This window comes from Limnobacter litoralis, from assembly GCF_030160455.1.
In the GTDB taxonomy this organism is placed as follows: Bacteria; Pseudomonadota; Gammaproteobacteria; order Burkholderiales; family Burkholderiaceae_B; genus Limnobacter; species Limnobacter litoralis.
In genome coordinates, this window is the sequence record NZ_BSOJ01000006.1 from 285,122 (window position 1) to 308,722 (window position 23,601).

At 55.6% G+C, this 23,601-nt stretch carries 23 protein-coding genes; 15 read left to right on the forward strand and 8 right to left on the reverse strand.

Features of this window, described 5'->3' with window-relative positions; translation table 11 throughout:
• Positions 1 to 76 precede the first annotated feature (76 nt).
• A complete protein-coding gene (locus tag QQJ87_RS02845; protein WP_284279820.1) occupies positions 77 to 1,000 on the reverse strand; it encodes a TAXI family TRAP transporter solute-binding subunit in 924 nt (307 codons plus the stop codon).
• A gap of 233 nt (positions 1,001 to 1,233) precedes the next feature.
• Here QQJ87_RS02845 and QQJ87_RS02850 point away from each other — a divergent pair, with 233 nt between their 5' ends.
• Together QQJ87_RS02850 and QQJ87_RS02855 are read left to right on the forward strand one after the other, a co-directional pair.
• On the forward strand, positions 1,234 to 2,394 hold the full coding sequence (locus QQJ87_RS02850; RefSeq protein WP_431310066.1) for a methyltransferase: 1,161 nt from the start codon (positions 1,234 to 1,236) through the stop codon (positions 2,392 to 2,394).
• Positions 2,395 to 2,497: 103 nt separating this feature from the next.
• Entirely contained in the window at positions 2,498 to 3,832 is a 1,335-nt protein-coding gene (locus QQJ87_RS02855) for an OmpP1/FadL family transporter (RefSeq protein ID WP_284279821.1), read from the forward strand.
• Positions 3,833 to 3,846: 14 nt separating this feature from the next.
• Here the strand turns inward: QQJ87_RS02855 and htpX are convergent, their stop codons facing one another.
• Positions 3,847 to 4,725, reverse strand: a complete 879-nt coding sequence (htpX, locus tag QQJ87_RS02860) for a protease HtpX (protein WP_284279822.1) — start codon at positions 4,723 to 4,725, stop codon at positions 3,847 to 3,849.
• Positions 4,726 to 4,832: 107 nt separating this feature from the next.
• On the opposite strand from htpX, the gene QQJ87_RS02865 reads away from it, so the two are divergent.
• The 7 genes from QQJ87_RS02865 (at position 4,833) to pstS (ending at position 12,735) form a co-directional block, all read left to right on the forward strand.
• Complete coding sequence (locus tag QQJ87_RS02865; protein WP_284279823.1) at positions 4,833 to 5,723, forward strand: LysR family transcriptional regulator; 891 nt, start codon at positions 4,833 to 4,835, stop codon at positions 5,721 to 5,723.
• A gap of 89 nt (positions 5,724 to 5,812) precedes the next feature.
• A complete protein-coding gene (locus QQJ87_RS02870; RefSeq protein ID WP_284279824.1) occupies positions 5,813 to 6,691 on the forward strand; it encodes an AEC family transporter in 879 nt (292 codons plus the stop codon).
• A gap of 120 nt (positions 6,692 to 6,811) precedes the next feature.
• Positions 6,812 to 8,812, forward strand: a complete 2,001-nt coding sequence (locus tag QQJ87_RS02875; protein WP_284279825.1) for a peptidase U32 family protein — start codon at positions 6,812 to 6,814, stop codon at positions 8,810 to 8,812.
• Positions 8,813 to 8,939: 127 nt separating this feature from the next.
• Positions 8,940 to 9,890 (forward strand): phosphate ABC transporter permease PstC, encoded by a 951-nt coding sequence (gene pstC / locus QQJ87_RS02880; RefSeq protein ID WP_284279826.1) that lies wholly within the window; start codon positions 8,940 to 8,942, stop codon positions 9,888 to 9,890.
• Positions 9,891 to 9,892: 2 nt separating this feature from the next.
• A complete protein-coding gene (gene pstA, locus QQJ87_RS02885; protein WP_431310067.1) occupies positions 9,893 to 10,807 on the forward strand; it encodes a phosphate ABC transporter permease PstA in 915 nt (304 codons plus the stop codon).
• A 25-nt stretch (positions 10,808 to 10,832) separates the two neighbouring features.
• Complete coding sequence (pstB, locus tag QQJ87_RS02890) at positions 10,833 to 11,603, forward strand: phosphate ABC transporter ATP-binding protein PstB (RefSeq protein ID WP_431310068.1); 771 nt, start codon at positions 10,833 to 10,835, stop codon at positions 11,601 to 11,603.
• 91 nt (positions 11,604 to 11,694) lie between these two features.
• Positions 11,695 to 12,735, forward strand: coding sequence for a phosphate ABC transporter substrate-binding protein PstS (pstS, locus tag QQJ87_RS02895; protein WP_284279830.1), 1,041 nt, complete (start codon positions 11,695 to 11,697; stop codon positions 12,733 to 12,735).
• A 71-nt stretch (positions 12,736 to 12,806) separates the two neighbouring features.
• On the opposite strand, the gene QQJ87_RS02900 is transcribed toward pstS, so the two are convergent.
• The gene (locus QQJ87_RS02900) at positions 12,807 to 14,006 is read right to left on the reverse strand and encodes an alpha/beta fold hydrolase (protein WP_284279831.1); all 1,200 of its coding nucleotides are present in this window, start codon (positions 14,004 to 14,006) and stop codon (positions 12,807 to 12,809) included.
• 75 nt (positions 14,007 to 14,081) lie between these two features.
• Positions 14,082 to 14,900: a PaaX family transcriptional regulator C-terminal domain-containing protein gene (locus QQJ87_RS02905; protein WP_284279832.1), complete on the reverse strand. Its 819-nt coding sequence runs from the start codon at positions 14,898 to 14,900 to the stop codon at positions 14,082 to 14,084.
• 114 nt (positions 14,901 to 15,014) lie between these two features.
• Between QQJ87_RS02905 and QQJ87_RS02910 the strand changes: the two genes are divergently transcribed.
• Genes QQJ87_RS02910 through QQJ87_RS02925 form a run of 4 tightly spaced genes read left to right on the forward strand, consistent with a single transcriptional unit; the run spans position 15,015 to position 18,477 of the window.
• The gene (locus QQJ87_RS02910; RefSeq protein ID WP_284279833.1) at positions 15,015 to 16,022 is read left to right on the forward strand and encodes an acrylyl-CoA reductase family protein; all 1,008 of its coding nucleotides are present in this window, start codon (positions 15,015 to 15,017) and stop codon (positions 16,020 to 16,022) included.
• Complete coding sequence (locus QQJ87_RS02915) at positions 16,015 to 16,926, forward strand: DMT family transporter (RefSeq protein WP_284279834.1); 912 nt, start codon at positions 16,015 to 16,017, stop codon at positions 16,924 to 16,926. Before QQJ87_RS02910 ends, QQJ87_RS02915 begins: the two co-directional genes overlap by 8 nt.
• Entirely contained in the window at positions 16,927 to 17,712 is a 786-nt protein-coding gene (locus QQJ87_RS02920; protein ID WP_284279835.1) for a glutathione S-transferase N-terminal domain-containing protein, read from the forward strand.
• Between the two features lie 15 nt (positions 17,713 to 17,727).
• Positions 17,728 to 18,477: a class II aldolase/adducin family protein gene (locus tag QQJ87_RS02925; protein ID WP_284279836.1), complete on the forward strand. Its 750-nt coding sequence runs from the start codon at positions 17,728 to 17,730 to the stop codon at positions 18,475 to 18,477.
• Here QQJ87_RS02925 and QQJ87_RS02930 read toward each other — a convergent pair whose 3' ends face one another.
• Entirely contained in the window at positions 18,478 to 19,716 is a 1,239-nt protein-coding gene (locus QQJ87_RS02930) for an NADH:flavin oxidoreductase/NADH oxidase family protein (protein ID WP_284279838.1), read from the reverse strand.
• 53 nt (positions 19,717 to 19,769) lie between these two features.
• On the opposite strand from QQJ87_RS02930, the gene QQJ87_RS02935 reads away from it, so the two are divergent.
• A complete protein-coding gene (locus QQJ87_RS02935) occupies positions 19,770 to 20,705 on the forward strand; it encodes a DMT family transporter (protein ID WP_284279839.1) in 936 nt (311 codons plus the stop codon).
• Between the two features lie 21 nt (positions 20,706 to 20,726).
• Here QQJ87_RS02935 and QQJ87_RS02940 read toward each other — a convergent pair whose 3' ends face one another.
• The 3 genes from QQJ87_RS02940 to QQJ87_RS02950 all read right to left on the reverse strand — a co-directional run bounded on the left by QQJ87_RS02940 (position 20,727) and on the right by QQJ87_RS02950 (position 22,714).
• A complete protein-coding gene (locus QQJ87_RS02940; protein ID WP_284279840.1) occupies positions 20,727 to 21,650 on the reverse strand; it encodes a metal-dependent hydrolase in 924 nt (307 codons plus the stop codon).
• 126 nt (positions 21,651 to 21,776) lie between these two features.
• Entirely contained in the window at positions 21,777 to 22,184 is a 408-nt protein-coding gene (locus QQJ87_RS02945) for an acyl-CoA thioesterase (protein ID WP_284279841.1), read from the reverse strand.
• The gene (locus QQJ87_RS02950; RefSeq protein WP_284279842.1) at positions 22,181 to 22,714 is read right to left on the reverse strand and encodes a thermonuclease family protein; all 534 of its coding nucleotides are present in this window, start codon (positions 22,712 to 22,714) and stop codon (positions 22,181 to 22,183) included. Before QQJ87_RS02950 ends, QQJ87_RS02945 begins: the two co-directional genes overlap by 4 nt.
• Positions 22,715 to 22,776: 62 nt before the next feature.
• Here QQJ87_RS02950 and QQJ87_RS02955 point away from each other — a divergent pair, with 62 nt between their 5' ends.
• The gene (locus QQJ87_RS02955; protein WP_284279843.1) at positions 22,777 to 23,586 is read left to right on the forward strand and encodes a crotonase/enoyl-CoA hydratase family protein; all 810 of its coding nucleotides are present in this window, start codon (positions 22,777 to 22,779) and stop codon (positions 23,584 to 23,586) included.
• Positions 23,587 to 23,601 lie beyond the last annotated feature (15 nt).

Sequence of the window (23,601 nt, forward strand, 5' to 3'; positions counted from 1 at the left end):
GAAAGGGTTCTGAAAATGAAGCTGCGCAAGAAGCCAGGCGAGGAGAAGGCCCGCTAATTGCGCAGGGCAAAGGCTATTACATCAGACCTTTTTCTTTGTAATACTTTGCTGCACCAGGGTGCAGGGGAACGGGCATTCCCTTGATTGCATTTTCAAATTTGATGGCATCTGCAGCTTTGTGTGCTGAGCGCAACGCAGGCAGATTTTCCCAAAGCAACTTCGTCATTTTGTAGGCTTCATCGTCTGACACTGCGGTCGTGGACACCAGGAAGTTGACGATGGCTGCTGTCGGAACGTCTTTGTCTTGCCCTGTGTAGGTGTTGGCAGGAATCACACCTTCAACATAGGGTGGGCCCAGCTTTTTGATGACATCAGCCGGAATGGCGACCATGGTAATTTCCATGGACGATGACAAGTCTTTCAGTGAAGCAACACCCAAACCTGCAGATTGCAAAGTTGCGTCCAGTTGGCGGTTTTTCATCAATTCAACGGACTCGGCGTAGGGCAGGTATTCGGTTTTGGCGAAATCTTTGTAAGACATGCCCGCCGCTTCAAAAATGCGCCTTGCATTCAGCTCTGTGCCTGACTTTGGCGCACCAACAGACACGCGCTTGCCTTTCAGGTCAGCCAGGGTGTGGATGTTGGAGCCCTTTGCCGCCACAATCTGGACATAGTTGGGATACAGCGCAGCAATGCCGCGTAGTTTGTCCAATGGCTCCTTGAAGCCTGCCTCTTCGTCACCCTGTACTGCGGACTTCACAGAGTCGCCCAGCGCGATGGCCAGTTCGCCACGGCCTTGTTGCAGCAGGTTCAGGTTTTCAACAGACGCTTTGGTGGATTGCACCTGAGTGCGTACACCGGGCATGGCATCGGCGTATATTTTGGAGAGTGCGACTCCGATTGGATAGTAGACGCCCGATGTGCCCCCAGTCAAAATATTGATGAAGTCTGCCTTGGCGGGCATTGCAGCCACTGCAAATCCGGCTAGAGTTGCGCACATGATGACGCGCCTGGCTTTTGAAAAGACCATTTCACATTCCCCCTTGTTGGTTGTCGTTGGAGTTTTATAGGTACTTTGAAATATCCCCGAGAAAAGGGTGTGTTGCAAGTTTGAACGTGCAATTGTTACCAAAACTACGGGAAAATACGAAGGGTTAGGTCAGTTCTGCCTGCCCTGCCCTGAACGCTGTCCAACCCGGATTTTTTGAATCCGCATTTATCGGGTAACTGTCTTTGACCACATCTCCTTTGTTTGTATTGCCCTCGATTTCATTGGAAGATGGAAAAGAGCTTCTGTGGCTGAGTGAAAAGCAGGCTCCGTCCCCGCAGCGAATTCAAGCGGTGGATGACACCTGCACTGCGGATCAGGCATTTCGTATGGCCTCCCAAGGCACCAGCTTGCTTTGGCAGGGTGATTTTCAAAACGCACGCCAATTGTTGCAGGCCGTGGTGCGACGATTGACCGCCAAGGCAAAGCCGATTGCAGCCGATGCGTTCGATTTCAACCGGCATCGAATGAATCAGGCACAGCGCGCCAACATTTTGTCGCGCTTGCTGGTGCCCGTTGAACCCGACTTCAGCATCCCTCTGCGCCGTGCGCCGGATTGTCAGCAAGCCATTGTGGAGGCTTTCGGATTTCAGCCAGTGTCATTGCCGGGTGTGATCCCCCTGCGCGACCTTCAGGGTTTGATTGGTGCGCATGAATGGCGAAAGAAGGGTGTACAAATTCCTGCACTGGCCCAGTTGGGCACAGGGCGCATTCATCCGCATTACGGCGTATTTTCGCCGGTTCGTGGCGAATACCTGGACATGGTGGCCAAAGCGCCACTGCCTGCAGCGTTGTCTGAGCAGTCGGTTGCGTTTGACTTGGGCACCGGCACTGGCGTTTTAGCCGCCATTCTTGTCGCGCGGGGTGTTGAACAAGTCTTTGCCAGCGATTCTGCGCCCCGTGCGCTGGCCTGTGCCAAAGACAATCTGAAGCGGCTGGGCATTCAAGACAAAGTTCAAATTTGTGCTGACACCCTGTTTCCCGAGGGACAAGCCGCCTTGGTGGTGTGCAATCCACCGTGGGTGCCTGCAAAACCGGTCAGCACTGTGGAGCAAGGGGTGTATGACGAGGGCAGCCAGATGTTAAGGGCGTTTCTGGCGGGAGTGGCTGATCGCCTGCTGCCCAATGGCGAAGCCTGGTTGATTCTGTCGGACATCGCGGAGCATCTTCAACTGCGTACCCGCCCCGAATTGAACAGCTGGATTGAGGCGGGAGGTCTGTCCGTGATTGAACGAATGGATCGTCGCCCCACGCACGCCAAAGCCACTGACGAAAGCGATCCACTGCACGCCGCAAGGGCGCGTGAGATCACCTCGCTCTGGCGTTTGAAACGCAAGACTGCGTGATATTACAGTTCGGTATAAGAACATGACTTATTCGTGATTGTTGGAAATAAACTCCTTCAGTACACCTGCGCCTAAATTACAAGCAGTTAATAAAAGGCGCGTCATGAAATTATCTATTTTGCGTTGCATCGGGCTGGGTTTGGGGTTTGCTGCAACGTGTGCGGTGGGCCCATCCGCTTGGGCAACAAACGGCTATTTTTCCCACGGGTACGGCACCAAGGCCAAGGGGCGCGGTGGCGTCGCGCTGGCCATTCCTGACGATGCCATGGCTGGGGCCAATAACCCAGCTCTGTTTCTGAAACTGGACAACCGGCTGGATGTGGGCGTGGACGCCTTTATGCCCCTGCGTGGCGCAAGCCGAACCAATGGACCTCTGGGTGGTTTGTACAACTTTGAGGAACGCAGCAGCAGCAACCAGTTCAACATTCCGGATGTGGGTTACAGCCGTCGTCTGAATGACCGCATGGTTTTTGGCTTGAGTATTTACGGCAATGGCGGATTGAACACTGATTACAAACAGGGCGACAGTGCAAAATCCTGCTTGTCGCCGGCCAACCCGCTGGCTGGCATTTACGCGGGCAACCCATTTTGTGGCAAAGGGCCTGCAGGCGTCGACTTGGCCCAACTGGTGGTTGCCCCTGCCTTGGCCTACAAAATCAATGATCATCACGCGGTGGGTTTTGAGCCCCTGCTGGTTTACCAAACCTTTGCGGCCGAAGGGCTGCAACTGTTTCGCGATGCGGGTTACAGCAGCGACGCCGCACACGTCACCAACAACGATCACGATTCAAGCACGGGCATAGGCTATCGACTGGGCTACCTGGGCACGTTTGGCCGATTGTCGGTCGGCGCCGCGTATTCACCCCGCATCAACATGAGCAAGTTCAAGAAATATGCTGGCTTGTTTGCGGACCAAGGGGACTTTGACATTCCAGCCAATTACGGTGTTGGGTTCGCCTGGAAAGCGACCCCGAAATGGTTGTTCGGCGTGGACTACAACCGGGTGAACTACAGCGATGTGCCCTCAGTGGGCAACAGCAGTCGCACCGCCCGGCAAAATTACACCGGTTCGGCCTGCTTGGGGGCCACCAATGGCCCAGGGTTTGGCTGGTCTGACGTACACACCCTGAAATTTGGTGCGGAATATGCAGCCACCGACAAGCTGACCTTGCGTGGCGGCTTTAACGTGGGCGACAATCCGGTTTCAAGCCGTGACGTCACCTTCAACATTCTGGCCCCGGGGGTGATACGCAAGCACTACACGCTGGGTGCCACCTATGACTGGAGCAAAAAACTGGAGTTGTCAGCACACTACATGCTGGCACCCCGGGAAACAGTGACTGGCCCAAGTGCACTGCCGCTGCCCATCGGGTCTCCTGTGGAGTCGATCGACATGCGGCAGCAGTCATTGAGTGTCAGTGTGGGTTACAAATATTGACCAGACTGATCCGCTTATCGGGTCTGGCTGAGGGCAACAATTCTCTCCTCGATCGGAGGGTGGCTGCTGAACAGGGCCATCATGCCGCCCTTGCCGGATATGCCAGATGCTGCCATTTGTGAGGGCAATGCCCCAGCCTGCAGGCCCCCCAACCTTTGTAGGGCAGACACCATGGGGCGTGGGCTGCCCATCAGTTTGGCGGCACCTGAATCAGCACGAAACTCACGCTTGCGCGAGAAGTACATCACGATAATGGACGCCAACAAGCCCAGGGTGATTTCCATCACGATCACTGTGATGAAATAGCCCATGCCAGTACCGCTGCTTTCCTCGTCGTCTTTGCGCAGTGCTTGATCCACCACAAAGCCCACGACGCGGGCAATGAAAAACACGAATGTGTTGACCACACCCTGTATCAAAGTCAGGGTAACCATGTCGCCGTTGGCCACGTGGGCCACTTCATGGGCCAACACGGCTTCGGCTTCTTCGCGGCTCATGGAATTCAACAAACCGGTGCTGACCGCCACCAGCGAATTGGACTTGCTGGGGCCTGTGGCAAAGGCGTTGGGCTCCCCGTCGTAAATGGCCACTTCCGGTGTAGGTATTCCAGCCCGTCTGGCCAAGCTTTCAACGGTTTGAACCAGCCACTGTTCCTGACTGTTGCGGGGTGTCTCGATGACCTTTGCGCCCGTGCTCCATTTGGCAATGGTTTTGCTCATCAGCAAGCTGATGAACGAACCGCCAAAGCCCAGTACAGCGCTAAAGCCCAGCAGCATGGTCAGGTTCAATTGATTGCCGGCCATGAACTGGTTCAACCCCAGCACATGCACAGTGATACCCAAAACCACCATAATGGCAATGTTGGTGGCTAAAAACAGAAAAATGCGTTTCATGACGTGGTCTCTCGATGAGAAGTTAAAACAGACTTATGGAGTGTAGTGGTTTAGAATGTCAGAATAAACAGTAATAAAATTGAAGTTATTTTCAAGTAAATCGAACAATGAAGCTGGACAATCTGAATTTTCATCACCTGCGGTATTTCTGGATGGTGGCCACGTTGGGCAGCATGACGGCCGCTGCCAACCGGCTCGGCCTGCGCACGCAGACCTTAAGCAGCCAGATCTCAGACCTTGAGCAGTCTTTGGGGCGCGCCTTGTTTCGCCCGCAGGGGCGGGGCTTGGCTTTAACCGAGGCCGGGCGAGTGGCCTTGCGTTACGCCGATCAGATTTTTCAATTGGGTGACCAATTGCAGGACAGTTTGCAGGATCCGGACCTGGACCATGCCCTGCGCCTGACAGTGGGCATTGCCGATGCGTTGCCCAAAGCGGTTTGCTACCGTTTGCTGCAACCCATCCTGAACATGGAGCGCCCGGTTCGCCTGATCTGCCAGGAAGGGCGTTTTGAATGGCTGAGCTCCGAGTTGGCACAGCACCGCATTGATCTCGTATTGGCCGAGCGGGCCGGTGGGCAGGGCACCAGTCAGTTGCATCATCAAGAGTTGGCCAGCATCGCGGTGCGTGTCTTCGCCACCCCGAACCTGGCCAATCAATACGACAGTGGCTTTCCGGCCAGTTTGAACAAGGCACCCTTCCTGATGCCCTCGCGCAACAACATGCTGCGTGCGCGGCTGGAGCAATGGCTTGAAGATCTGAATGTCGAGGTGCGTGTGGTTGGCGAGTTTGATGACCTCGCGCTGATGGAGACTTTCGGCCGACAGGGCATGGGCTTGTTCGCGCTGCCTGCCGCCGATGTGGAAGACATTGCCACGGGCGGCAGCCTTCGGTGTTTGGGGGTGGCCCAAGGGGTTGAGGAGCGTTGCTTTGCCTTTGTTCACCCCAGAAGCATGGATCACCCTGCGCTTCACCTTTTGCTCAACAGCAGAAATATTTGAGTTGAATTGTGTACGGAGCGGGCTTGTCTGAGTCGATCGCCGTGCGGTAATTCGTTAGACTGCCTCTCTTTCAAAGTCGTGTGACCCGCATGTTCGCCCGAATCGTCTCGATCATTTTTCCAATCTTTGCCATTGTGGCTTTGGGCTACCTGTATGGTCGGTACAAGCGCCCAGACATGCGGTTTGCCAACCAGCTGAACATGGACGTGTTTGTGCCTGCCTTGGTGTTCAGTGCCATGGCCAGCAAATCGTTTGATTTGCACGCCTACGGCATGTTGGCGGTGGGTGCGGTTGTCATCGTTTTGGGCTCTGGTTTGCTGGCTTACCCGGTGGCGCGCTGGTTAAGGATCGATCCCAAGGTGTTTGTGCCTCCCATGATGTTCACCAACAGCGGCAACATGGGCTTGCCCCTTGCTGTGCTTGCGTTTGGTGAGCAGGCACTGCCGGCGGCTGTGATGCTGTTCATGGCAGAGAACACCTTGCACTACGCCTTGGGCACGTGGGCCTTGGACAAACAGGCCAAAGTGACTCGTCTGTGGCGCGAGCCTGTCATCTTCGCCGCCATCGTGGGGCTGCTCTTCAGTGTGTTGCAAATGGAGGTGTGGCCGCCTTTGCTGTATGCCATCAAGATGACGGGTGACATTTCCATTCCACTGTTGTTGTTTTCCCTGGGGGTGCGTTTAACGCAATCGGATTTTTCCGATTTTCGGCTTGGGGTCATTGGGGGCGTGGTGTGCGCCGTGTCTGGCTTGTTGCTGGCGTGGCCTTTAACTTATCTGCTGCCCTTGTCGCCAGAGCACAAGGCCATGTTGATCGTGTTTGGCAGTTTGCCGCCCGCTGTCCTGAATTATGTGTTTTCTGAAAAGTATCAGGTGGAGCCGCACCGGGTGGCCTCTTTGGTGATGGTCGGAAACCTGATGAGCCTGGTGTTTATTCCTTTGGCGCTGTTTTTGGTGTTGAAACAGTGAAAACCAGTTCTTAAATCCGAAGGCTTGTCTCCAAAATGCCCGCCTGGTGCATTTTTCCTTTTCAGCCGTCTGCCTTTTTGAAATAATGGGCACCCTGTCGCGAAAAGTCTGAAAAAAATCATGAGTTTGCTTGCACACGAGCTTGAATTGCTGGCGCCTGCCCGCGATGTTGAAATTGCCAAAGAGGCAATTTTGCATGGCGCCGACGCGGTTTACATCGGTGGCCCTACTTTTGGTGCCCGTCACAATGCAAGCAATTCCGTCAGTGACATTGCGGCTTTGGTGCGGTTTGCCCACCTGTTTCACGCACGGGTGTTCGTCACCATCAACACCATCCTGCACGATTCCGAGCTGGAGCTGGCTCAAGCGCTGATCGTTCAGCTGTACGAGGCTGGGGTGGACGCCCTGATCATTCAAGACATGGGTATTCTTGAGCTCGACATTCCGCCGATTGAGCTTCATGCCAGCACTCAGTGCGACATTCGCACGCTTGAAAAAGCGCGTTTTTTGGGGCAAAGCGGGTTTTCACAGCTGGTGCTGGCCCGAGAACTGACAGTCGAGCAAATTGCGCAGATCCGCCAGGCCACAGACGCCACGCTGGAATATTTTGTCCACGGCGCCCTGTGCGTGGCCTTTTCGGGTCAGTGTTACATCAGCCACGCCGAAACTGGTCGAAGTGCCAACCGTGGCGATTGCTCGCAAGCCTGCCGATTGCCTTACACCTTGAAAGACCAAAATGGGGCGGTGGTGGCTTTTGACAAACACCTGCTGTCGATGAAAGACAACAACCAGAGCAACAATCTTGAAACACTGATTGATGCAGGTGTGCGCTCATTCAAGATCGAAGGGCGCTACAAGGACATGGCCTATGTGAAGAACATCACGGCCCATTATCGTTTGCTGCTTGACGACATCATCGAGCGCCGGGGGGAGTTTACCCGGGCCTCCAGCGGCACCACCCGTCATTATTTCAGGCCCGACCCCGACCGCAATTTTCACCGTGGAGCCACGGATTACTTTGCCAATGGCCGCCAAATAGACATTGGTGCGTTTGATTCACCGAAGTTCATTGGCCTGCCAGTGGGTCACGTGGCTGCAGTGGGTTCCAATTGGTTCGATGTTCAGGCATCCGAGCCTTTGCACAATGCCGATGGACTGAACTTCATGCACAAGCGTGAAGTGATTGGCGTCCAGGTGAACAGGGCTGAGCCAATTGGCGCGCAGGCCGATGACCAGCAAACTTCGCTGTACCGACTATTTCCCAAAGACCCGATTGAAACTTACACAGGCTTGAAAGCCGGTTTGCCCATTCATCGCAATCGGGATCACGCCTGGGACATGGCCTTGAGCAAAAAAAGCGCCGAGCGCCGCATCGGCGTGTGGATGACCCTGAAAGAATGGGCACCCAACAATCGTCCTGAGGGTTTGGCGCTTCAGTTGACCGACGAGGATGGTGTGGTCGCCGTGGAAACAGTCGCCTGCAGCCCGGAGCCTGCCAAGCAGGCCGATCAGGCTGAGACTGCTGCACATCGTCAACTCGGAAAGCTGGGTGAAACCCGTTTTGAGTCCCTGGGCATTCAGGTCGAGTGGTCTGCGCCCTGGTTTGTGCCCGCATCAGTGCTCAACACCTTGCGTCGCCAGGCCATCGCCCAGCTTGAGCAAAAGCGTCAGGAGGTCTGGGTTCGGGGTCTTCGCAAACCCGAGGCGCAGCCGCTGGCGCAATACCCTGAAAGGTCTCTGTCGTTTCTGGCCAATGTCTACAACCACAAAGCCCGCGCCTTTTATGCGCGCCACAGGGTGGAAATGATCGAGGCGGCTTATGAGGCCCACGAGGAAAAAGGCGAAGTGCCTGTCATGATCACCAAGCATTGCCTGCGGTTTTCATTCAACCTTTGCCCCAAGCAGGCCAAAGGGGTCAAGGGTGTGCAAGGGCAGGTGAAGGCCGAGCCCATGACTTTGGTCAACGGCGATCAAAAATACACGCTGAAATTTGATTGCAAGCCCTGTGAGATGCATGTGATGGGTAAAATTCGCCCTGAAATATTCAGAAGTGCGCCACCGTCGGTCGCGCCTGTGGTGTTCATGGATCGAAAGTTGAAGGCCCCGACTGCGGGTCAGTAAACTGGAAGTCTTTTTTTTGTCATATCATTGTCACAATTCTTGGGTAACCTGAGGCGATCTTTTCTCAGGCGTCCCGATGCCTGTGTCTATTGCAACGTAGCCTGCATGTATAGGGCTGGTAAACAACATGTCCAAGCAATCTGAAATCAAGCCTCCCGGCAAAAACGGCGATGTCGTGTTCGGGATCGTCACCACAGGGGCTGCGCTGCTGACCCTGATGTTGCTCGGCGGAATCATCGTTTCCCTGATTTTCGCGTCTTGGGATTCCATCTCCAAGTTCGGTTTCAGTTTCCTGTACACGGCAGATTGGGACCCCCCCGCTGAACAGTTTGGTGCCTTGGTGCCCATTTACGGCACGCTGGTCAGCTCCTTAATTGCCTTAATTATCGCCGTACCCGTCAGTTTCGGCATTGCGCTTTTTTTGACCGAGCTGGCCCCGCCCTGGCTGCGCAGGCCCTTGGGTACAGCCATTGAGTTGCTGGCTGCAGTGCCTTCCATTGTGTACGGCATGTGGGGTCTGCTTGTGTTTTCACCCATTTTTGCCAAGTACGTGGAAGGACCGCTGGGCAGCACCGTTGGCAAGCTGCCCGTGATCGGTGCGCTCTTTCATGGCCCTGCGATCGGCATTGGTTTGCTGTGCGCAGGCATTATTCTGGCGATCATGATCATTCCGTACATTGCTGCCGTGATGCGCGATGTGTTTGAAGTCACCCCCGTGATGCTCAAAGAGGCAGGTTATGGCATGGGCTGCACCACCTGGGAGGTGATCTGGAAAATTATTCTTCCCCACACCAAAGTCGGTGTAATTGGTGGCGTGATGCTTGGGCTAGGGCGTGCCCTCGGTGAAACCATGGCCGTCACCTTTGTGATCGGCAACACCAACTATCTGAATGACATTTCCCTGTTTTCACCGGGCAACAGCATTACTTCCGCGTTGGCGAACGAGTTTGCCGAGGCACAGCCCGGCTTGCACACTTCGGCCTTGATGGAGTTGGGGCTGATCCTGTTTGTGATTACTTTCTTTGTGTTGGTGGCCTCAAAGCTGCTGTTGAATCGCCTTTCACAAAACGGACGCTGAACATGAGTACGCCTGTTATGCCGCCCAATTCGCCGAGTACCGCTGACATCCAAACCATCGAGCGCTCAAAGACTGACAAGGAAAAGATGCAGGCCAAGCGCAAGGCAGTCAATGCGTTGGCGCTGACCCTGTCCATGCTTGCCATGGCTTTCGGTCTGTTCTGGTTGATCTGGATTTTGTGGACTACCTTCCGTCTGGGTGTGGGTGGTCTGTCTTTGAATTTGTTTGTGCACACCACGCCGCCGCCAGGTACTGCCGGGGGTGGTCTGTCGAACGCCATTGTCGGTTCCTTGATGATGGTGGGCTTTGCCACCCTGGTCGGTACACCATTGGGGGTACTGGCTGGTATTTTTCTGGCGGAGTCCCGCAAGGGCAGTAAATTGGCTGGCCTTGTTCGCTTCATCAACGACATTTTGTTGTCAGCGCCATCGATTGTGATTGGCCTGTTTGTCTACGCGGTCATGGTGGCCAAAATGGGGCACTTTTCTGCCTGGGCTGGTGTTGTCGCCCTGGCCTTGCTGCAATTGCCGATTGTGATCCGCACCACCGAGAACATGCTGAAGCTGGTGCCCGATGCGCTGCGTGAAGCCGCCTTTGCACTGGGCACACCCAAGTGGAAAATGGTCGCCGCCATCACCTTCAAGGCTTCAATCGCCGGTATTTTGACGGGTGTGTTGTTGTCGATTGCCCGAATTGCTGGTGAAACGGCGCCATTGTTGTTCACGGCTTTGTCCAATCAGTTCATGAACAGCAACATGATGAAGCCGATGGCCAGTTTGCCGGTGGTGATTTACAACTTTGCCCTTAGTCCTTTCAAGGAATGGCAGGAGCTGGCTTGGGCGGGCGTATTCATCATCACCATGGGTGTGCTTGGCCTGAATGTGTTGGCTCGGTCCCTGTTGAAAAATTCTAAGTAATTACAAAGGTTATTGGTTTATGAACATGAATGACATGCCAGAAAAGGTGAAGTTGGAGGTGAACAACCTCAACTTCTACTACGGGGATTTTCATGCGCTGAAATCCATCAATCTGCGCGTGCCCGAGAAAAAGGTCACTGCGTTCATTGGACCTTCCGGCTGTGGCAAGTCCACGCTGCTGCGCACCTTTAACAAAATGTACTCGCTGTACCCCGAGCAACGTGCTGAAGGTGAGATCTTGCTGGATGGTGAGAATTTGATCACCACCAAACAGGACATCGCACTGATTCGCTCAAAAATCGGCATGGTGTTTCAGAAGCCCACGCCCTTTCCAATGTCGATTTTTGAAAACATTGCATTCGGTGTCCGCCTGTTTGAAAAACTGTCCAAAGGCGAAATGGAAGAGCGGGTGGAGTGGGCACTGACCAAAGCCGCCCTCTGGAATGAAGTGAAGGACAAAATTCACAAGAGTGGAAGCGGCCTTTCCGGGGGCCAGCAGCAAAGGCTTTGCATCGCCCGCGGTATTGCCATTCGTCCTGAAGTGCTGTTGCTCGATGAGCCTTGTTCTGCGCTGGACCCAATTTCCACCGCCAGCATTGAAGAATTGATTGCAGAGCTGAAATCGGACTACACCGTGGTCATTGTGACCCACAACATGCAGCAGGCTGCGCGTGTGTCGGATTACACGGCTTACATGTACTTGGGTGAGCTGGTGGAGTTTGGCATCACCGACCAGATCTTCCTGAAGCCCAAGAAGCAGGAAACAGAAAACTACATCACAGGCCGCTTTGGTTGATTTCTGAATGTCACTGACAAAAAATATTTCTGTCATGATTCTGAAACATTGCTGTTGCAATATACGGTCACTTTAATCAGTGAGGTGAACAATGTTTAACGTAAAAACCATCGTGGCTGCCCTGTCATTGAGCGCAATCGCTCTGTCAGCAGCAACTGCCAATGCGTCTGAAGTAACTGGTGCTGGCTCTTCTTTTGCTGCCCCCATCTACACCAAGTGGGCTGACGCTTACTCCAAAGTGGCTGGTACACAGTTGAACTACCAATCCATCGGTTCCGGCGCTGGCATCAAGCAGATTCTGGCCAAAACAGTGGACTTCGGTGCCAGCGACATGCCCCTGAAGCCCGAAGAGTTGAAAGAGAAAGGTTTGGTGCAGTTCCCAACCGTGGTTGGCGGTGTGGTGCCTGTGGTGAACCTGCCCGGCGTGAAGCCAGGTCAAATGAAGCTGAATGGTGACCTGCTGGCCAAGATTTACATGGGCAAAATCACCAAGTGGAACGACAAGGAAATTGCTGCCCTGAACCCCGGCGTTAACCTGCCAGACCAAGACATCGGCGCGATTCGTCGTGCTGACGGTTCAGGCACCACTTTCATCTTCACCAACTACCTGTCCAAAGTCAGCAAAGACTGGGCCGATACAGTGGGCATGGGTACTGCAGTGAAGTGGCCAGTGGGTCTGGGTGGCAAGGGCAACGAAGGCGTGTCTGCGTTTGTTCAGCGTCTGCCAGGTTCAATCGGTTACGTTGAGTACGCTTACGCCAAGCAAAACGGCCTGACCTACACACAGCTGGAAAACAAAGACGGCGCGTTTGTTGAGCCTTCAGCCGAAGCCTTCCAGGCTGCTGCTGCCGGTGCCGACTGGAGCAAGGAATTCTATGAAATCCTGACCAACGAGCCAGGCAAGAAAGCATGGCCCATCACTGGCGCTACATTTGTGCTGATGCACAAGGTGCAGGACAAGCCAGCCCGTGGTTCAGACGTTCTGAAGTTTTTCAACTGGTCTTATGCCCACGGCGACGACATCGCGTTGAAGCTTGAGTATGTTCCTCTGCCCGATGCAACAGTCAAGTTGATCGAGAAAGAGTGGAAAGGCATCAAAGCTGCCGACGGCAAAGTAGTGGCCAGCAAGTAATTGGGGTCCATTGATGAAGCACCCTTGGGTGCTTCATTGAAAAAGCCGCTCAAGTGAGCGGCTTTTTTTATTCAGGCGGCCTTTTCTGATTTGGGCTTTTTGCCTGTTTTCAACGCAGATCGGGTTTGTAGCCAATCGTCAGCAATTTGCCAGACATTGCTTTTTGCGCGGCTGCCCAAAATAACCCCCATGTGTCCGCCCGGTGCCCGCAGAAAGGTTTTGTCGGTCGACGACACCAGTTCAAGACTGCGTTTGGCCATACTGGCTGGTACAAGGTGGTCTGTTTCCCCGGCAAAAACCAGCAAGGAGGCCTTGATGTTTTGCAATTGGGACACGGATTCGCCCAATTTCACTTTGCCCCTGGCCATGTGGTTGTCGATGGCAAAACGCACCATGAAGTCGCGAACGACACCACCGGGGTACAGGCGCATGTTGTTCAAATAATCGGCCGTGGTTGTGTGTTGCTCGATGAACTCCCGGTCTGTCAGGCCGGTGATCAGGTCCCAATACGTGGTCACGCTGGCCACTGGGGCTGTTAATTTGAACCCCAGGCTGACCATCCAGCCCGGCAACCCCAACCGGCTGGGGTTGATTTGATCCAGGCGAAATTCACTGTATTTGCGAATGAAGCGTGCAGTCACGTTCAAGGCGGTGGCACCCAGTGCCATCACATTCTTGCCATCGCGAAGGTCGATCGGGCTGGCCACGGTCACAATGTTTTGAATGTGTTTGTCTTCACCCAGACCTGTGTACAACAGGCACAGCAAACCACCCATGCACCAACCGTACAGCGTGACTTGTTCTGTTCCGCTGTGGGCCCGAACAGCTTGCAGGGCCTTGCCCATCATGAGGTTGCAATAGTCGTTCAAGCCGAGGTGGGCCTGTTCGCGGGTTGGCGTTCCCCAATCCACCATATAGACCCGATAACCCGCGTCCCGGTAGTATTTGACAAGGCTTCGGTTGGGCATCAAATCAAAGGTTTCTGTGGTGACGCCAAGGGGTGGAACGAGCACCAGCGGAATGCTGTGCTGCTGCACCGGCCGTGTTTCTTCGTCGCCCTCAGCCAGACTTGCGGTCGGTTCGTGTTCCTGGGGCGGGTAATAGCGCACCCGCATCGGCGATTCTTCGGCGATCACCTCGTACTCGGTTTTTCCGGACTGAATCAGAATGTCCTTTCTGAACAGCCAGTCAGAGGCGTTGACGGCGGTGCTTGCAATCAATTCGTTGATTTGCAAGCCTTTGTGAAGCGCGGAGCGGATGAGTTTGTTCACGGTTGTTTCTGCTGCAAGGGAAATGGGTGTTGATTGGCAGTTTATACACCGCCCGCACCCGCGATGGATGAGTATTTACTCTAGTGCCTCCACACTGGCAGTTTTCAGGTCCAAAGATTCCCAGTATTTCAGCCAGATGTCCTGGCCAGTCTGGTCGAGTTCCTGCACAACGTTCAGGAATTCAGCGCGCGCCCGCGTGTCTGTCCATTGCTCTGGCAACAGGGGGTCGTAGAGCACGTGTTTGATCGCTGCGCCACCCAGCAGAAACGATTCACGGGCAGCCACTTCAGGTTCCAGCTCGTGGTGCCTTTGAATCCATGAGGACATTTTTTTCTGGAAGTGCGCGTAATTGCGTTCAATTTCGGTGATGTTCCAGAGCCCTTTGATTCGGCTCTCCAGTTCACTGTCGAATTCGCTGGCAAAAAACACCGGCGCAGTTTTTTCAAGGCCCAACCGGTACAGGCTTTCCCGAACGTCGGCCACACAGGTTTCGATGTTGTCCGGGCGAATGTACAGCTGCTCATTCAGAGGGCGAAACCCCCGCATCAACAAGGCCCTGTCGCGGGTGCGCTGCTGTTTGGCCTCATTGCGGGGCAATTTGTCAGCCTGCACCATGATGTAACCGCCAGTCCATGGGCGAATCGCCAATGATCTGGATCGCCATGAAGCCACGTGGTCGGCCAGCGTGTGGGCGTCTTCCGTCAGTTGATACAGGGCGCGCCCGGCGGCCTCGATCAGACCTTCCGCCGACAGGCGCACCAAGGCGACACGGGTGTTGTTGACACTGATGTCGAAGATGCCGCAGGCGGTAATGGCCTGCTTGGCTGAAATGGGGCGGCCCTTGGAGGCGAGCAAGAGGTCGAGAATGAGACTTTTGGCGGTGGGCTTTTTCACGGGAATGCGGCAATGACGTTGTGTAATGTGCAAGTGTATTGAACAGCGCGACCGACTGCAATTGTTTGCGTCGCTTTGTGCGATCATTAGGGCAAATCGAATGGAGACAAACACTTGAAAGCCTGGAAGTCTGAGCAAGCCGATCAACAGGAAGCAAGCCTGTGCGACGTTGAAGCTGTTGAATTTGACTCGGAAGAGGTGCTGATTCGTGTTCAATACAGCTGCCTGAATTACAAAGACGCTCTGGCACTGACCCACTCGGCCCCGATCGCGCGAACCTACCCCATGGTGCACGGTATTGATGCTGTGGGTGTGGTGCATCGCAGCGCGGATGCGCGCTGGCCGGTGGGTACCCTGTGCCAAGTGAATGATTGGGGGCTTGGTGAAACGCACTGGGGTGGCTTGTCGGGGTGGTTGGGTGTACCCGCGCACTGGCTTTCTGCCGTTCCGGAAGGCCGCAGCGCACGATGGGCTGCCAGCCTGGGTACTGCCGGTTACACCGCCGCCCTGTGTGTGATGGCCGTGCTGGATCATGGCGTGAAACCTGAGGATGGCCCAGTGCTGGTCACCGGGGTGACCGGTGGAGTTGGTACGGTGTCATGCATGTTGCTGAAATCCATGGGTTATGAGGTGGTGGGGTTGACAGGTTCTTTGGATGCAACAGGTGAGCCCTCAAGCCCTGGTGCAGCGGCGCATTTTGAGTCGCTGGGCTTGGAGTCTACGCACCTGATTCACCGGGATTCGTTCAGCCGCCCCGGCAAGCCTTTGCAAAAAGAGCACTTCGCCGCGGTGGTGGACAGCGTCGGTAGCCACACGCTGGCCAACGCCTGTGCGCAAACCCGATATGGTGGGATGGTTGCAGCCTGCGGCCTGGCGCAAGGCATGGATTTTCAGTCTTCAGTGGCCCCTTTCATTCTGAGGGGAATTACGCTTCGAGGCATCAATTGCGTGTATCGCACGCATGAAGATCGCGACCGTGCCTGGGCCATGTTGGCCGCCTGTTTTGGTGAACACGATGTGAACTGGATGATTCAGGAGGTGCCTCTGGCACAGGCATTGGACACCGCACGTGAGTTGCTGGCCAACACCATTCAAGGCAGGGTGGTTGTGAACTGTGGTTGAACGTGGTTTCAGGCCCTACCTGGCGCTCCTTTTGAATGCCGCGGTGTGGGGCATGTCGTGGTGGCCTTTGCGCCAGATGCAGCAGGCCGGGTTGCACCCCCTTTGGGCTTCTTCGATGACCTATTTGTTGGGTGCCAGTGTACTGCTGTGCGTTCAACCCGGCTTGTGGTCGGAATATCGTCGTCACCCGGCTTTGTGGGTGCTGTCGCTGGCGGCAGGCTCGACCATGGTGGGTTTCAACTGGGGCGTGGCCATTGGTGAGGTCATTCGGGTTGTTCTTTTGTTTTATCTGATGCCGGTGTGGGCTGTGCTGATCGCCCGTGTGGTGTTGAAAGAGCCGATATCGCCTGCTGCACTGGTGCGGGTCGCCATTGCCCTCGCAGGTGCGGTGTTGATCCTGAGTCCACCTGGTCACCTCGGCATGCCGGTGCCCTCTGGTCTTGCTGAATGGTTGGGTCTGATGGGTGGCGCTGCTTTTGCCTTGAACAATGTCATGTTGAAGCATCAGGAAGCCAGATCGGCACAAGGTCGGCTTTTTGGCATGTTTGTGGGTGGCATTGTGGCGCCTGCAGCCGTGGCTTTTTTGTTGACCCTCAGCCTTGGCAGCGGCAATGTGGTGGTGGGTTATCCACACTGGCCTGGTGCGTGGGGTGTTGCTGTGTTGCTGGTGTTCTCGGTGCTGTTGCTGTTGGCCAATTACGGGCTGCAATACGGTGCATCCCGATTGCCAGCCAATGTGACGGCCGTGGTGATGCTGTCCGAGGTGGTGTTTGCCACCTTGTCGGCCATCGCACTGACTGATGAGCGACTAACCCTGCAGGTGGGCATGGGTGGTTTGTTGATATTTACTGCAGCGGTGTTGAGCGCCCTGCACGGGGCAAAAGCCCCCTTGGAAGGACATTGAATGAAACAGCGCAGTGAAACGTCGATTTGGCGGCATTGGTTAAAGGTGGCACGGGGTACGGCAGCGTCCACCGTTCGGGGCTGGCAGGGAATGGTTGCCTTGCAGCAAGTGGGGCAGCCGCCCAGTCCGATCGTGTTGTACGAATTTGAGGCTTGTCCTTATTGCCGACTGGTGCGCGAGGTGTTGACCGAGTTGGGGCTGGATGTGAACATTCGCCCCTGCCCCAAGGGTGGCAAACGGTTTCGGCCTGAGGCGAAAGCGCTGGGTGGCAAGGCACAGTTTCCCTTCTTGGTCGATGAAAACACGGGTGCCCAGCTGTATGAATCGGACCGCATTGTGCAGTATTTGTATGCAACATACGCCAAAAGGCCGGTGCCTGCCCGCCATCGTTTGCGCAATCTGCAATTGCTGGGCAGCTATTTGAACACGGCGGTGGGCGGTGCAGACGGGTTTTCTGCGCGTGCATCACGTCAGCCTGAAAAGCCTTTGATTCTGTACGGTTTTGAGGCCTCTCCTTTCACGCGACCCGTGCGTGAGCGCTTGTGCGAGCTTGAAATTCCCTACACCTCGGTGAGTTTGGGCAAAGAGCAGTGGGCCGATGCAGGGGTCAATGGCATTCACGCCAGTGTGGGGCCGTACGCGCCAGTGGCTGGCGGCAAGCGCGAGCGTTTTCTCAATGCCCACCACAAGATGATGGTGCCTTATCTGGAAGACCCCAATACGGGCAAAGGTCTGTTTGAATCCAGGGACATTTTGGCTTACCTTGAAAAAACGTACGCGCAATAATCGGGAGGGACGAACATGGCGAGGGCTGACAAGGTGAGTGCAGCAGAGTGGCAGATGCGGGTGGATCTTGCAGCCGCGTACCGGTTGGTGGCGCTTTACGGCTGGGACGATCTCATTTTCACGCACCTGTCGGCCCGTGTTCCAGGTGAAGAGGGCCATTTTCTGATCAACCCGTATGGCTGGATGTTTGATGAGATCACCGCGTCCAGTCTGGTGAAAGTGGACATGGATTGCCGCAAGGTGATGGACAGCCCCCATGAGGTCAATCCGGCTGGCTTTACGATTCACAGCGCCATTCACGCGGTGCGGCATGACGCACACTGCGTGATGCACACCCACACTGTGGCCGGCGTGGCGGTGTCGGCACAGGCTTCAGGTTTGTTGCCCTTGTCGCAGCAGTCGCTGTTCCCGCTGGCCAATCTGGCTTATCACGACTATGAGGGTGTTGCGCTGCGTGAGGATGAGAAGGTCCGTCTGCAGGCCGATTTGGGGCAGGCCAATGTCATGATTCTGCGAAACCACGGGCTGCTGAGCTGCGGCGACACCGTGGCCAACGCCTTTTTGAATCTGTTCCTGCTGCAGCGTGCCTGTGAAATCCAGATTGCAGCACAAGCCGGAGGCACGCCGCTGGTGCAGGTGCCGAAGGTCATTGTGGATGGCATTGCACAGGCGGCTGCGCAGGTAACCCGAGGTTTGGGCGGAAACCTGGCCTGGCCTGCATTGTTGCGCAGACTGGACCGGCTCTCGCCCGGTTATGCCGATTGATCAGGCGCGCATTTTGCGCGATCTGAACAGGCCCCAGCTGCTTTCAATCAGATAGAAGAACAACACGGCAAGCGGGTGCTCGTTGGGCACCGGGTTTTTGCCCTTGGCCATGCGCTTGATTTGCCGGGTGTACCACTGAATTTCCAGCAAGCCGGTTTGGTCCACCGCTTTGATGCCGGTGGTCAGTGGCTTGACGGGGTAAAGCGCCTCTTGTTCGTTCAGCAAACGGTTGGGCAGTTCCGGTTCAATGGCGATGGACCTGGCCAGTCCAATCAGATCCACCGCGCCTGTGTTCAAGGCTTCCTTCATGCCGCCCACTGTGCGGAAACCGCCGGTCAGCATCAACGGCACTTTGCACTGTGCACGCACTTTTTCGGTGAAATCCAGAAAGTAGGCCTCGCGCTTGGCAGTGCTTTCTTTCACGGGCTGGGTGGCGCCTGTCATGGCTGGGGCTTCGTAGGTGCCACCAGACACTTCGATCAGGTCGATGCCGCGGTCTGACAAGGCCTGAATCACGGCCAGTGACTCTTCCTCGCTGAAGCCCCCTTTCTGGAAATCAGCGGAGTTCAACTTGATGCCCACGGGAAAGTCGGGGCCGACTTGCTTGCGCACTTCGTCGTAGACGGCCAATACGAAATGACGGCGGTTTTCAGCGCTGCCGCCCCATTGATCGGTGCGCTGGTTGTGGTGTGGCGACAAAAACTGGCTGATCAGGTAGCCGTGGGCGCCGTGAATCTGTACGCCGTCAAAACCAGCGTCCTTGAACACCTTGGCGGCTTTGCCCCAGCGTTGTATGAGGTCGAGGATTTCGGTTTCAGTCAGTGCCCGTGGGGTGCCGAACATCATTTGCAGGTCTTTGCGAAATGGGATGGCCGAGGGGGACACCGTTTCCTTGTTCATGCCTTTGGGGCACTGCTTGCCGGGGTGGTTCAATTGCACCCAGATTTTGCTGCCGTTGATCTGGCCGGCCTTGGCCCATTCCCGCAGCATGGCCATGTCGCGGTCGTCTTCAACCACCACGTTGCCAGGCTCTGCGCGGGCGCGGTGGTCGATCATGACGTTGCCGGTGATGTTCATGCCGATGCCACCTGCGGCCCATCGCCTGTACACTTGAACCAATCCGGGGGTGATTCGGTTGTCCCGCGTGCCAAGGGCTTCGCTCATGGCCGCCTTGACAAGGCGGTTGGGCAGGGTGGCACCGCAGGGCAGTGTGAGGGGGCTGCGAAGCAGATTGGTCATGGTGTTCGGTCTCCCGTTGAATTTTGATTGTGTGTGCATGGTAGCTTGGGCGAATGAAAAAGTTTGAAGTCAATCCACTAATTCTGACGGGCATCACGCTGTGTGCGTTTGCCGCCAATTCTTTTTTGGGGCGAGCCGCGTTGGGCAGTGCTCAGATCGACCCTTTGACTTACACGCTGGTGCGCTTGCTCAGCGGTGCGGTGGCGCTGGTCGTGTTGCTGCGGATGCAGGGTTTGGGGCGGATTTCGGGCAGTTGGGCTGGGGCTTTGGCCCTGCTGGCGTATGCGGTGTTTTTTTCACTGGCTTACGTTCACCTCGCGACCGGCACTGGGGCCTTGGTGCTGTTCGGACTGGTGCAATTGACCATGATGGGCTATGCCGCCATGAAGGGCGATGTGCTGAAGGGCTTGCGGCTTTTGGGGGCTTTGCTGGCCGTCGTCGGTTTACTGGTTCTGTTGTGGCCCAAGCTTCAGGCGCCAGACTCACTGCTGGCGGCACTCAGCATGGCTTTGTCGGGTGCTGCGTGGGGTGCTTATTCCTTGCTTGGGCGGGGTTCCAAATCGCCTTTGGCCGACACGGTAGGCAATTTCTGCAGGGGTGGTGTGTTGATGTTGTTGGTGTGGGCGGTGTTGTATTTTTTGGCAGGCAGGGGCGTGCACATTCCCGGTGTCACTGCGCTGCAGGGCAACGTGTTTCAAAAAGTGGTGTGGCCGATGCCGACTTGGGGCGGGCTGTTGTTGGCAGTGGCGTCGGGGGCCCTGGCCAGCGGCATGGGTTATGCACTGTGGTACCGCGTATTGCCAGCCCTGCCAGCCACGTCGGCTGCCACTGTGCAACTGGCCGTGCCGGTGTTGGCAACCCTGGCGGGTACCCTGATGTTGGGTGAGGCTTTGGGTGTGCGATTGATTGTGTCTATGGTGCTGACACTGGGGGGTATTTATTGGGTGTTGAACCCACAGAAAAAACCCGCCAGTCAATCGGTGGATTGAACCGGCGGGTTGTCGATTTGATCAGGCTGCAGCGGCGTTTTGCTTCAGCTGACTGTTCATGCGGGCGCGAATTGCATTTGCAATTTCGTCGTTGGGCTTGCGACCGGCCTGTTCAACCTGCGCCACAAAGTTGTCGATTTCACGCAGGTAGTGGCTGTTGTCGTGCTGCCAGGGGTGAAACTTTTTGGAGAAAAAGTCCAGAAATTCGCCGTTGCTGAGTGGCTTGCGCAGCACGCCGCCCTTCTGCCACAGCAATTTGGTGACTGTCCAGAATCCCTGAAGGTGCCTGCCCTTGGTGTTTTTGTCAGCCAGCACCAGGCGCACGTGGAAGGTCATCACCAAAGGCCAGAAGATCACAGTGGCCAGCACCATGGCCAGGCGACGCAAAAAGCGGTTCCAGGCGGTGTCTGGCAGCACTTCATTCCACACGTCGTAGCTGACGGCCTTGTGTTCGGTCTCTTCATAGGCGTGCCAGAACCACATTTCCTTGTAGGCTTGCACCGAGTTTTTACCCAGCACGTCTTTGTTGCCCAGCAGTGAGTCGGCCATCAAGGCCGTGTAGTGCTCCAGCGCCACAGTGGCGGCCAGATTCAGTTTTTTGCCCAGGCGCTTTTTCAGGAATCCGAGAAAGCTCCACAGCCAAGCGTCCAGTTTGCTGGCGGGCAGGCCGGCGCGGTCCAGCAATTCGTTGTACTCCGCGTGCTCGCGGCTGTGCATGGCTTCCTGGCCAATGAACGCAACCACTGCCTTTTTCAGTTCGGGATCTTTGATGTCGTCGCGATAGGCACGAACAGCGTCCATGAAGAAGCGTTCTCCGGCGGGGAAGAACAGCGACAGGGCGTTCAGGAAGTGCGTCACGTGGGGGCCTGCTTCATGCCAATTGGTGGCACGCTCCTCGGGCAGGTTCAAACGGACGTCGCGGCGGACTGGCATTACGTTTTTCATGGATTGACTCCTCGTTCTATTTTTGCGTCATCACTAAAGGTGACATTGTTCAATGTAACAATAAACGCGTAAGTGAACAATAGGGTTTTCCTGAGACCCCCTTCTAAAGCGAACGACCGTTCGAATTCAGGTGTTGACCGTGACCAGATCCAGATAAGGCAGTGGGATGGGCGTGGACTTTTTGGTGCGGGAGTCGACCCACACCATTTTGGCGCTGCCTGTGGCGACCAGCGCATCGGGTGCATCGGTGCGCACCAGTTCGTAATGCTGGGTCAGGCTGGTGCGACCGATGGTGCCTGCCTTGATTCGAACGGTCACGGCACCGGGCGCTTTCAGTTCAGACAGAAAAGTGCATTCTGTGTGCACGATGACGACGTACACCTCGGGGTCCAGGCGGGCCTCGGGTACGGTGGCCATCCACTCCACGCGGGCCTGCTCAAAAAACCGGAAGTAGACGGTGTTGTTGACGTGGCCGATGGCGTCCATGTCGCCCCAGCGCAGGGCTATGTCAGTTTGGTAAATGGTGGAGTTCATGATGCTGCTTTGTTGTTTTTGCCGATGTGATGTGATTTTCGCCATTGCCAGGGGGCTTCGGGGCGCTTCTGGCTCCAAAGGCCCTTGTATTGAATTTTGGCATCGCGTTGTGCGCGTGCATACAGTTCTCGGTCCTCGGGGGACTGGTCTTTGGCGTAATGCTTGTACCACCAGGCCTGTCCTTCCCGAACCGCTTTCAGATTCAAGTCTTCGCCGTTCAGCAACACAACGCCGAGATCGCGGCCGTAACCGTCCCTGCCCTTTAGCACGACTTCCACCACGTGGTCGCCAATCTGTTTTTCAAGCCACTTGGTCGATTGCTTGCCCCAGGCTTGTTGGGTTTCAGGGGCGTCAATGCCCTGCAGGCGGATCTTGCGCTTCATGCCGTGCTGGTCTGTGAGGTGAATGGTGTCTCCGTCAACAACCTGGTCGACGTGCCCAGACACGATGTGGTGCGCTGTGATTGGCCACGCCAATGCGTGCATCGCCAACAGGCCCAACAGGATGAAATATTTAGAGATTGCGTTCATGATGCATGGAAGTTACTTGATCTATACTTGATTCACAAACAATTTCAATTCAAAGGGCTTGCATGAAACGACTCGCGTTGCAATTCAGTCACGAAGACACGGTGGCACATGTGGTTCTGAACAGGCCCGACAAACACAACGGGGTGGACTGGCTCATGTTGAAAGAGATGCGCCAGGTTCAAAAAAAGTTGCAGGGCATGAAGCGCCTTCGCGCTGTGATTATTCGCGGTGAAGGAAGTTCATTCTGTGCCGGTCTGGATTTTAAGTCTGTTTTGTCAGACCCCCAAACGGCGGCAGTGATGTATGCCCACTTGTGGATGCCCTTTAGAAACATTTTTCAAACCTGGAGTACGGGTTGGCGCCAGCTGGCGGTGCCTGTGATTGCCCAGATCCACGGAAACTGCTTTGGCGCCGGCATCCAGTTGGCTTTGGGTGCAGACATTCGCGTTTGTCATTCGGACGCCAAACTGTCCATTCTGGAGGCCAAGTGGGGTTTGGTGCCTGACATGGGTGGCGCTGCCCTGCTGCATGAGTTGGTGCCCGTGGATGTGGCCAAGGAGTTGACCATGACGGGACGTATTCTGCCTGCAGCTGACGCGGGCCAACTGGGCCTGGTCAGTCACGTGTGCGACAATCCTGAAAGCAAAACCGACGCTTTGTTGCAAGAGATTCTGCAACGTTCGCCCGACTCGGTGGCCGCCAGCAAGTTCATGATTCAGCGCATTTGGGGCCTCGATGAGTCGGTCAATCTCACGCAGGAAAGACGCTGGCAACGTCGCTTGTTGGGCTTTAAAAACCAGCGCGTCTCGGTGATGCGAAATTCCAAGGCTGAAAACAAAGACATCGCCTTTGCAAGGCGGCAAATACACTGACAGCAAAAAGTCAGG